The organism is Methylobacterium sp. WL7, assembly GCF_008040085.1.
Lineage (GTDB): Bacteria > Pseudomonadota > Alphaproteobacteria > Rhizobiales > Beijerinckiaceae > Methylobacterium > Methylobacterium mesophilicum.
The window spans coordinates 1-8874 of the sequence record NZ_VRVG01000168.1; the positions used below are offsets into that span (position 1 = coordinate 1).

At 70.1% G+C, this 8874-nt stretch carries 10 protein-coding genes; 4 read left to right on the forward strand and 6 right to left on the reverse strand.

The window, feature by feature from the left end; genetic code table 11:
* The first annotated feature begins 133 nt into the window (after window positions 1–133).
* The gene (locus FV233_RS26360; protein WP_147899273.1) at window positions 134–2410 is read left to right on the forward strand and encodes a ComEC/Rec2 family competence protein; all 2277 of its coding nucleotides are present in this window, start codon (window positions 134–136) and stop codon (window positions 2408–2410) included.
* Here FV233_RS26360 and lexA read toward each other — a convergent pair.
* Window positions 2404–3123 carry a transcriptional repressor LexA gene (gene lexA / locus FV233_RS26365; RefSeq protein ID WP_147855676.1) on the reverse strand — a complete coding sequence of 240 codons (720 nt, stop codon included), beginning with the start codon at window positions 3121–3123 and terminating at the stop codon, window positions 2404–2406. The two genes, FV233_RS26360 and lexA, sit on opposite strands and share 7 nt — an antisense overlap.
* Window positions 3124–3443: 320 nt before the next feature.
* Here lexA and FV233_RS26370 point away from each other — a divergent pair, with 320 nt between their 5' ends.
* Both FV233_RS26370 and FV233_RS26375 read left to right on the forward strand, forming a co-directional pair.
* Complete coding sequence (locus FV233_RS26370) at window positions 3444–4043, forward strand: biliverdin-producing heme oxygenase (protein ID WP_147899274.1); 600 nt, start codon at window positions 3444–3446, stop codon at window positions 4041–4043.
* A 247-nt stretch (window positions 4044–4290) separates the two neighbouring features.
* Window positions 4291–4743: a hypothetical protein gene (locus tag FV233_RS26375; RefSeq protein WP_147855678.1), complete on the forward strand. Its 453-nt coding sequence runs from the start codon at window positions 4291–4293 to the stop codon at window positions 4741–4743.
* Between the two features lie 35 nt (window positions 4744–4778).
* On the opposite strand, the gene FV233_RS26380 is transcribed toward FV233_RS26375, so the two are convergent.
* A complete protein-coding gene (locus FV233_RS26380; RefSeq protein WP_147899275.1) occupies window positions 4779–4994 on the reverse strand; it encodes a hypothetical protein in 216 nt (71 codons plus the stop codon).
* Window positions 4995–5231: 237 nt separating this feature from the next.
* Here FV233_RS26380 and fae point away from each other — a divergent pair, with 237 nt between their 5' ends.
* Window positions 5232–5771 (forward strand): formaldehyde-activating enzyme, encoded by a 540-nt coding sequence (gene fae, locus FV233_RS26385; RefSeq protein WP_092038463.1) that lies wholly within the window; start codon window positions 5232–5234, stop codon window positions 5769–5771.
* On the opposite strand, the gene FV233_RS26390 is transcribed toward fae, so the two are convergent.
* The 4 genes from FV233_RS26390 to FV233_RS26405 all read right to left on the reverse strand — a co-directional run bounded on the left by FV233_RS26390 (window position 5772) and on the right by FV233_RS26405 (window position 8535).
* Complete coding sequence (locus FV233_RS26390) at window positions 5772–6392, reverse strand: Uma2 family endonuclease (protein ID WP_147899276.1); 621 nt, start codon at window positions 6390–6392, stop codon at window positions 5772–5774.
* Window positions 6393–6455: 63 nt separating this feature from the next.
* Entirely contained in the window at window positions 6456–6923 is a 468-nt protein-coding gene (locus FV233_RS26395; protein ID WP_147899277.1) for a hypothetical protein, read from the reverse strand.
* Window positions 6924–6967: 44 nt separating this feature from the next.
* Entirely contained in the window at window positions 6968–7417 is a 450-nt protein-coding gene (locus tag FV233_RS26400) for a response regulator (RefSeq protein WP_147899278.1), read from the reverse strand.
* Complete coding sequence (locus FV233_RS26405) at window positions 7414–8535, reverse strand: histidine kinase dimerization/phosphoacceptor domain -containing protein (RefSeq protein WP_147855683.1); 1122 nt, start codon at window positions 8533–8535, stop codon at window positions 7414–7416. The genes FV233_RS26400 and FV233_RS26405 overlap by 4 nt, the downstream gene beginning before the upstream one ends.
* Window positions 8536–8874: the final 339 nt, after the last annotated feature.

An 8874-nucleotide genomic window follows, 5' to 3' on the forward strand; every position in this document is an offset into this window, starting at 1 on the left:
GTGCGGGGCGTCAGGGCGGCGCCCGTCGCACGGCATGGCGCCCGTAGCACGAAGCGTCCGCTGTAGCACGGGCCGATGGGTGCGTTAAGAATCCCAGGCCGGGACGTGAGTCGTCCGCTACGGGGCGGGGTAGATGCGGCGGATCGGCGCGAGGCTGGCGGGCGGCGCGGTGGCGCTGGCTGGCACGCGCCCGGTTTCGATGCCGGCGCTGCACGGCTGGCTCGCCGACGGACTCGCCCGGGAGGTCGAGCAGCGCCGCCTGTTCCCGTGGCTGGCGGTGGCGTTCGGCGCCGGGATCCTGGTCTTCTTCGGGTGTGCCGACGGGACGCCGTTCCTCGCCGCCCCCCTAGTCGGAGCGTCGCTCGCCGTCGCGCCCGCGCCGTTCCTCGGCGCGCGGCCGGCGGCGCTCGCCCTCTGCCTGGCGCTGGCGGCCGGCTTCCTCGGTTTCGCGGCGGCGACCTGGCGGGTCTCGCAGGTCGCGGCGCCGATCCTCACCCGCACCACAATCGGACCGCTGACCGGGATGATCGAGGCGCTGGACGAGCGCGAGGTCGGCGCCCGGCTGGTGATCAGGGTCGAGAGCTTCGCCGGGCTCGAACCCGCAGTGAAGCCGGTTCGGGTGCGGGTCTCGTTCCGAAAGGCGCCATCCCTGCGGCCCGGGGATTTCATCGCCGCCACGGCAAGATTGCTGCCGCCGCCCGAGGCGGCACGACCGGGCGGCTACGACTTCGCGCGAGATGCCTACTTTCAGGGACTCGGCGCGGTCGGCTCGCTGATCGGTGCGATCACGGTTCGAGAGCCGCCCACACCGCCGCCTCTGCGCCTGCGCTTGGCGGCCTTGCTCGATGAGGCCCGCAACGCGCTGACGCGCCGGATCGCGCAGGCCGAGGGCGGGCAGGCGGGGGCCGTGGCGGCGGCCCTGGTCACGGGCAAGCGCGGCCTGATCGGACCGGCCGCCAATGACGCGCTCCGGGCGGCAGGCATCTATCACGTCGTTTCCATCTCGGGTCTCCACATGGTGCTGGCCGCCGGCGTGGTGTTCTGGCTGGTGCGGGCCGTCCTGGCGCTGATGCCGTATTGCGCGCTGGTCTGGCCGATCAAGAAGATCGCCGCCGGCTTCGCGATGCTGGGCGTCACCGCCTATTGCGCGTTCTCGGGATGGGACATCGCGGCCGAGCGCTCCCTGATCATGACGCTGATCATGCTCGGCGCGATCCTGGTCGACCGGCCGGCACTGTCCATGCGCAACCTCGCGCTGGCCGCCCTGATAGCCCTGGCGCGGGAACCCGAGGGCCTGCTTGGACCGAGCTTCCAGATGTCGTTCGGGGCGGTGGCCGGGCTGATCGCCTGTGCGCGGCTGATCGACGGGCGCCTGTTCCGGCGACCCGGGGCGGGGCGGATCGAGCGGCTCGTCGGCAGGGGACTCTCGGCCGTGATCGGCACCCTCGCGACGACCCTGGTGGCGCAGGTCGCGACGGCGCCGTTCGCCACCTACCATTTCCAGACGGTTCAGCCGTTCGGGCTGATCGGCAACGCCCTGACCTTGCCGCTGGTGTCCCTGGTCGTGATGCCGGCGGCGGTGATCGGGGTCCTGGCCTGTCCCTTCGCCCTGGACCGGCCGATCTGGTGGCTGATGGGACAGGCGGTGGGCGGGATGTTGGCGATCTCCGAGTGGATCGCCGGCTTCGATCGGGCCGTCCTGGTTGTGCCGGCCTTCGGCACCGGCGCGCTGGCGATGCTGGCCGCCGGGCTGCTGCTGGCGACGCTGCCGGTGTCGCGGCTGCGCTGGCTGGCCCTGCCGCCCGCCCTGCTCGGGCTCGGCCTCGCCGCCGTTCCGGAGCGCTTCGACCTGTACGTCGACCGGCAGGGCGGTGGCGCGGCCGTGCGTGGGCCGGACGGAGTCCTGTCGGCCCTCGGCAATCCTTCGGCTTTCGTGATGGAGCAGTGGCTGAAGGCGGATGGCGACGGGCGATCGGCCAAGGCAGTGATCCAGGTTGGGTCGGCCGTCGGACGGTGCGACAGGCTCGGCTGCACCGCGCGCCTGCCGGACGGCCGCGCAGTCGCCCTGGTCCGCGACCGGCGCGCCTTCCCGGAGGATTGCGCCAGGGCGGCCGTGCTGATCTCGCGGCTCGCCGCGCCGCCCACCTGCACGGGCCCGCTGGTGATCGACCGCCGGGTTCTCGCCGCCCGAGGCGCCGTCGCACTCCGGGCCGACCGGGACGGCTTCACGGCACGCTATACCCATGACACGGGGCGCGCCGTGCCTTGGCGGCCGTCGCCGGCTTTACGGCCCTCGCCTCTTGTCCCACGGCCGGAAACGCCGACGCCCGGTGAGCCGCTCCCGGCAGAGGCCGACGCACCCGGTCCCGAGGCCGCGCCGGGCGACGCGCCGGCCGAACCGCTTCAGTAGCGGCGGACGAGGCTGACGAGGCGGCCCTGGATCTGGACCCGGTCGGGCCCGAGAACGCGGGTCTCGTAGGCCGGGTTGGCGGCTTCGAGGGCGATCGAGGAACCCCGGCGGCGCAGGCGCTTCAGCGTCGCCTCCTCGTCGTCGATCAGCGCCACGATGATGTCGCCGGTATTGGCCGTGTCCTGCTTGCGGATCACCACGAGGTCGCCGTCGAGGATGCCGGCATCGACCATCGAATCGCCGCGGACCTCAAGGGCGTAATGCTCGCCGCCGGCCAGGAAGTCCGGCGACATGGTGATGGCGTGGCTCTGGTTCTGGATCGCCGAGACCGGCGTACCCGCCGCGATCCGGCCCATCACGGGGATCGAGATGGAACGGCCGCCGTCGTCGATCATCCGGGCGGTCGCGGGCTGCGCCGGCAGCTTGGACTTCCCGCCCTCGACCACGCTCGGAGTGAAGCGGCGGGGTTCCGCGGGCGGTGCGGCCGGCTGGGACAGGCTCTCGGGGATGCGGATCACTTCGATGGCACGCGCCCGGTTCGGAAGGCGCCGCAGGAAGCCGCGCTCCTCCAGGGCCGTGATCAGCCGGTGGATGCCCGATTTGGACTTCAGATCGAGGGCGTCCTTCATCTCGTCGAACGAGGGCGGGACGCCACATTCCTGCATGCGGCTCTGGATGAAACGCAGGAGGTCCAGCTGCTTGCGCGTGAGCATCGACGGGGGACTCGCGGCTTGGGGGACCGCATAGATGCGGTCGCGGAAACAAATCACGAACACGTTAAACGTTCCGCAAGTGTTCCGCAAGCGTGATCGGCCAAGCTTGATCGATCGGCTGTGTGCGGATGCGGCCGTTATGTGCCATGACGCGTCCGCGCCGCCATGGCAGAACCGGCCGAGCCGGATCGGCACGATCCCGGGTCAGCCTCGGTGATCTGAATCGCCGGAATGGTCCGGAGGCCGGGAGGGTCGGGGCGGCGCGGCGGGCCGCTCGTCCCGGCCCCTGGCACCTTGCCCGAACGACAGACATAGATCGCATGGACGCCGCATCATCCGACATCGCCGAGACCGGCAGCCGCGTGAAGCGCCTGAGAACGGCGACCGCGGCAGCCCATGATCAGCTCGACCGGCGCATCATGGCGGCAAAGCCGTTCGCGAGCCTCGAGCGCTACGCGTTGTTCCTTCAGATCCAGTACCGCTTCCATGCGGTCGTCGATCGGGTCTATCGCGATGGCGCGTTCGCACATGTCCTGCCCGATCTCGACGGCAGGCGGCGACTGCCCCTGATCCAGCAGGATCTGCGCGATGTCGGAGCGACCATCCCTGACGGCGCGTCCGAGGACCGACCCGGGACGATCGATCCGGCGCAGGGATTGGGCTGGCTCTACGTCGCCGAAGGCTCGAATCTCGGCGCGGCCATCCTCCTCAAGGAAGCCAGGGCGCTCGGCCTGTCGGAAACCCGCGGCGCCCGCCATCTCGCCGGACATCCCGAGGGACGCGGGTTGCATTGGCGGCACTTCACGGCCGCCCTCGACCGGGTCGAACTCGGGGAGGGCGGCGAGCAACGCGTCGCCGCGGGGGCGACGGAGGCGTTCCACTTCGTACGCCGGCTGGTCGGGGACGTCTTCGAAGGCTGATGCCGCCGCCCGGTCGGATCGTTCAGCGGCCCTGGCACAGCAACAGAACCTGTCACGCGTGCCATCCACCGGCGAGTGGGGCGATGACCGGTCGCCGACGCCCGGAACGGGGTCTCGGGCGACAAACGAATTGACTGGGCAAGCGGGGCCGTTTCAATGCGCCTTGATGCTTGCCCCGGAGGGCGGGACAGGCGGATCGTCCCGGCGGCTTCGAGACTGGGCTGGAATTGGGCTTGGAATGACGAGGATGCGACGCGCGGCTCTTCTGCCCATCGGTGTCGGGGCCGTCGGCCTGGCGCTGGCCGGCTGCACCACCGGGTTCTCGTATATCTCGCGCAACTACGTGGCGCTCACCCCGCAGGTGGTGACCATCGGCTGCAAGGAGCCCTACGAGGTCTACGACAACCGGCAGGTGCGCCGGATGCTGGTCGTCTCGAACGCCCTGCGCGAGTACACCGGCTGCAATCTCAGCGAGGTGCGGATCGATCCGGATCCGGCCGCGACCCGGGTGAAGCGGTTCCGCACCGCCGCCCGCGCCTATCTCGACGAGACCGTGCGGGAGGATTGCCGGATCACCGGCGAGACCGTGTTCGATCCGCAGAAGAGCGAGTTCACCTACGCCTGCGACGCGCCGATCGAGAAGCGGGGCACGGTGGTGCCGCGCCTGCCGGGCCGCAATCCGGGCTTCATCCAACAATGAACTGAGCCGGCCACGCCAGACCCGAGACCGGCCGGTCAGGTGCCCGGCTTGGGGAAGGTGCGCTCGGCCGCATCGCCGGCGGCCGCCAGCAGGGCGCGGGCGAAGGCCCTTGCCTCCGCCCGGTCCAGCACGATCGCCGCGGTGACCGGGCCGCCGCCGAGGTCGGCGAGGGCGAGTTCGAGCCGCACCCCGTCCGGCACGGCGCTCGCCTGGAGGCTCCAGCCGCCCCCCCGTTCCGTGCTCTCCGCCATGACATCCCTCCCGCCTGCAGGACCCGAGACGACGCCGCAGGCTCCGGCCGGAACGGCCCTCGCCCGGGACTGTTCCCGCGTCGCGCCGCACCCGGCTTCCCTGCCTCGCCTGTCCACGTTCCTCAAGAGCGCCGGCCCGACCGTGGCGAACGCCGGGGTCGGGCCGCTCCGGAGCGATTGACGCCGGCGCCTCGATGATGTCTCCCCCGGGCGACCTGACACGGGGAGTCGCGACACATGCAAGAGATCTGGTTCCGCACCGGCGAGGCCACCGTCCTGGCCGCCGACGGGCAGTACACCGACGCCATGCCCGAGGTGCTGATCGGCTCGGTGCGCGGGCCGGTGGGTCAGGCCTTCGCGTCGATGATGGGGCAGGTCCAGGGCCACACCCGGATGTTCGTGGTGCGCGACCTCAACCAGCTGGTGCGCCCGGCCACGATGATGACCACCAAGGCGACGATCCACACGGCCGAGTATGTCGAGCTGCTCGGCGGAATTGTCCAGGCCGCCACCGGCGACGCGATCGTGGATTGCATCATCGAGGGCGTGTTGCCCAAGGACGGTCTCGACGAGCTGTGCATGATCATCATGATCTGGCTCGACCCGCGCTGCGCCGAGGACGACAACCTCGACCGCAAGGACCTGTACCGCACCAACTACGAGGCGACGAAGCTCGCCATCGCCCGGGCCCTCAAGGGCGAGCCGACCGTGGACGAGCTCATCGCCAACCGGAAGACCGTGAAGCACTACGCGCTCGAGGACGTGATCGAGTATTGATCAGCGCGACGCCCGCACCAGCATCGTGCGGGCGTAGACATCGCCCAATCGGCAATCGAGCCCGGCCGAGGCGATGACGAGACGATCGTCGGGGTCGGTCAGCCGGCGGCGGGCCCAGTCGGATCCGGTCCGTTCCGACAGGGTGATGTCGAAGGCATGTTGCTCGACGAGCAGCACGGCCTCACACATCGGCAGAGCTTCGTAGCCCAGGAGCTTGATCTCGATCTTCCGGCTTTTGGTGCCGGCAGGCTTGCGGCGGTCGCTTGGGGATATGATTTCAGCAGCGAGGAAGCAGGCCGACACCACGTTGCGACCCGGTTCCACCTCGGCAGCATCAATGATCGCGACGTCGGGGACGTAGATATGCCCTTCCAGGGCGGGTCTCAGATCGACAGCTGGGTTCTGTAGGGAGATTCGGGGAAGCCCCAGGCGCTCGATCCCGTTGGTCAGGAGGCGATCCAAGTTGCCGGCGATGATCTGATGATTGATGTTCGGCTGGGCCTGCATGAGGAAGCGCCCCGCGACGAGTTCCCAAGTTTCCCCATCCGGCCGTGCGGCGACGAAATCCTGGAAGCTCTGATGGAGATCGAGCGGTGCGAGTTCCGCGAGCGAGGCCGTCATGACGGACTCCTTCCGAGTGGCGACAACAGGATCGGGCCAGCCGCCGGGCCGGTCAAGCACGTCTCACCGCGGCGGGATGCGCCCCACCGAGCACAGGGTGCGCATCGCGCTGCTGCCGGGGTCGGTGTAGCAGGAGGCCGACCAGCCGTTCTGCTGGATGAACGACTTGCGGCGGTCCGACAGGGCCGTCCGGTAGGCGTCGTCGATGATCGGCTCGACCCGCGCGGCCGGCTCCCCGACCAGGATCTCCGAGGCGGCCGCGAGGTCGCGGAAGAAGGCCGCCGAGGGGGTGGGCTCCGCGGAGGTCGCCTGCACGATCGGCTCGGCCCTGCAGGTCACGTCGAACTTGATCGGACCGGCCAGGCGGATGTCGATGCTCGGCCCGGCGCGCTTGCCGACCTTGCCGCCGATCGCCCCGGCGATCTGCTGAGCGAGGTCGTCGCACGGCTCCGCCCGGGCGGCGAGGGGCAGGCCGGCCAGGGCCGCGAGGAAGGTGGCCAGGAGCGGGCGGGCGACGCGGAAGCTTGACATGGCCGGCACTCTACGCGCCGCGCCGGACGTGTCGAGGGCGGCGTTCACTGTCGCATCTGGGCGAAGCTCTTGAGCAGGGCCGGGGCGAGGCGCATCCCCGCCGGCACCAGCTCGGCCGGCGGCGGCCGGCGGACGCAATCCTCCAGGTAGGCCAGGGATTCCTCCAGGACCGCGCCGGTGAACGGCTTCGCGATCACCGCCGTGGCGCCCTCCAGGTCGTCCGAGAGGGCCCGGGCGTTGGCGGTCATGAAGGCGGCCGTGATGCCCCCGATGGCGCGCACCGCATGCGCCACGTCCACGCCGGAGGAATCGTCGCCGAGGCGCAGGTCGATCAGCACCAGTTCGGGCCGTGTCTCGTGGACGAGGGCGATGGCCTCCGCCGCCGTCATGGCGGTGCCCACGACGCGATAGCCGGCCTCCTCGAGCATCATCTCGATCTGCATCAGGATCAGGGCCTCGTCCTCGACGACGAGGATCCGCATCGGCTCGCTCATGTGGCCTCCAGACCGGTCGCCATCTCGCGGGGCAGGCGCACGTTGACGACCGTGCCCGGATCGTTCGCCTGCCAGGCGATGCTGGCATTGAGTTGGCGGCAGAGGGTGCCGATCAACCGCTTGCCGAACGAGCGCTGCTCCATGACCTGCACGGGCATGCCGACGCCGTCGTCGGCGATCCTGATGGTGAAGTAGCGGTCGTCCGGCGCCACCGTCACCGAAAGCCGGCCGGCGCGGTGGTCCGGAAAGGCGTGCTTGAGGGCGTTGGTGATCAGCTCGTTCATCATCAGCGCCACCGGCGGGGCCTTGGTCACCGGGATCTCCACCGTTTCCAGGTCCAAGTGCAGGCGGATCCGGTCCGTCCCGGAACCGCGGACAAGGTCGGTGGCGAGATCGCGGGCGAACTCGGCCACGTCGAACCGCTCGACGTTGTTGGACTGGTAGAGCCGACGGTGGACCGTGCCGAGGGCCTCGACCCGGGTCAGCATCGATTCCATGGCGGCGCGGGCGGCGGGATCGGTGATCGCCCGGGTCTGCATGGCGAGCAGGGCCGCGATCATCTGGAGGTTGTTCTTGACCCGATGATCGACCTCGTGGACCAGCATGGTCTGCGTGGCCAGGGCATCGGTCAGGTCGCGGGTCCGGCGGGCGACCTCGGCCTCGAAATGGTCCTTCTCCTTCTGCACCCGGAGATGCGCGTCGACGCGATCGGTGACGTCGAGCTGCGAGGCGAAGAAGAACAGTACCTCTCCGGCCTCGTTGGCGACGGGGCTGAGATACAGGGCGTTCCAGAACGGCGACCCGTCCTTGCGGTAGTTCAGCACGTCGATCGCGATGTCGCGCTGCGCCGCCACGGCCTCCCGGATCAGCGTCACGGCGCCCGGGTCGGTGTCGGGCCCCTGGAGGAAGCGGCAGTTGCGACCGAGCACGTCCTGGCGGTCGTAGCCGCTCATCCGCAGGAACGCGTCGTTGGCGAAGACGATCGGGTTGTCGGGCAGGCGCGGATTGGTCACGATCATCGCCATCCGCGTGGCACGGACTGCGGCGGCGAACGGATCGCCCTTGCCGTGTTCGGCATCGAGCCGGTCCGTCAGATGCCAAGCGTCGGGCTGTTCCATCGAACCTACTCTTCCATGCCCGGCGTATCGTCACCTCCGGCAATCGGCTTAGGCCTGCGCGCTCGCAGTGCCGCACGCTCAACGGCCGATCCGGAGAATGGGTTCAGCCCAGTCTCACTTTGGTTCTGGAATCGACCAGACAGGATGCCGCACGGGTGGGACCCGGTCCGGACTTGCGGGCGAACCGTCCGCCCACCTCCGGAAATGCGACATCGTCCCCACGCGCCTGCGGCGCCGGGGGCATGGCCCAAGAAGTCTCCTCACGCTGGACGCGGGACGCCGCGGGAACCCAGGTGACGGCCAAGTTACGCCCGGGATCCGATCCCCGCGGCGACCCGC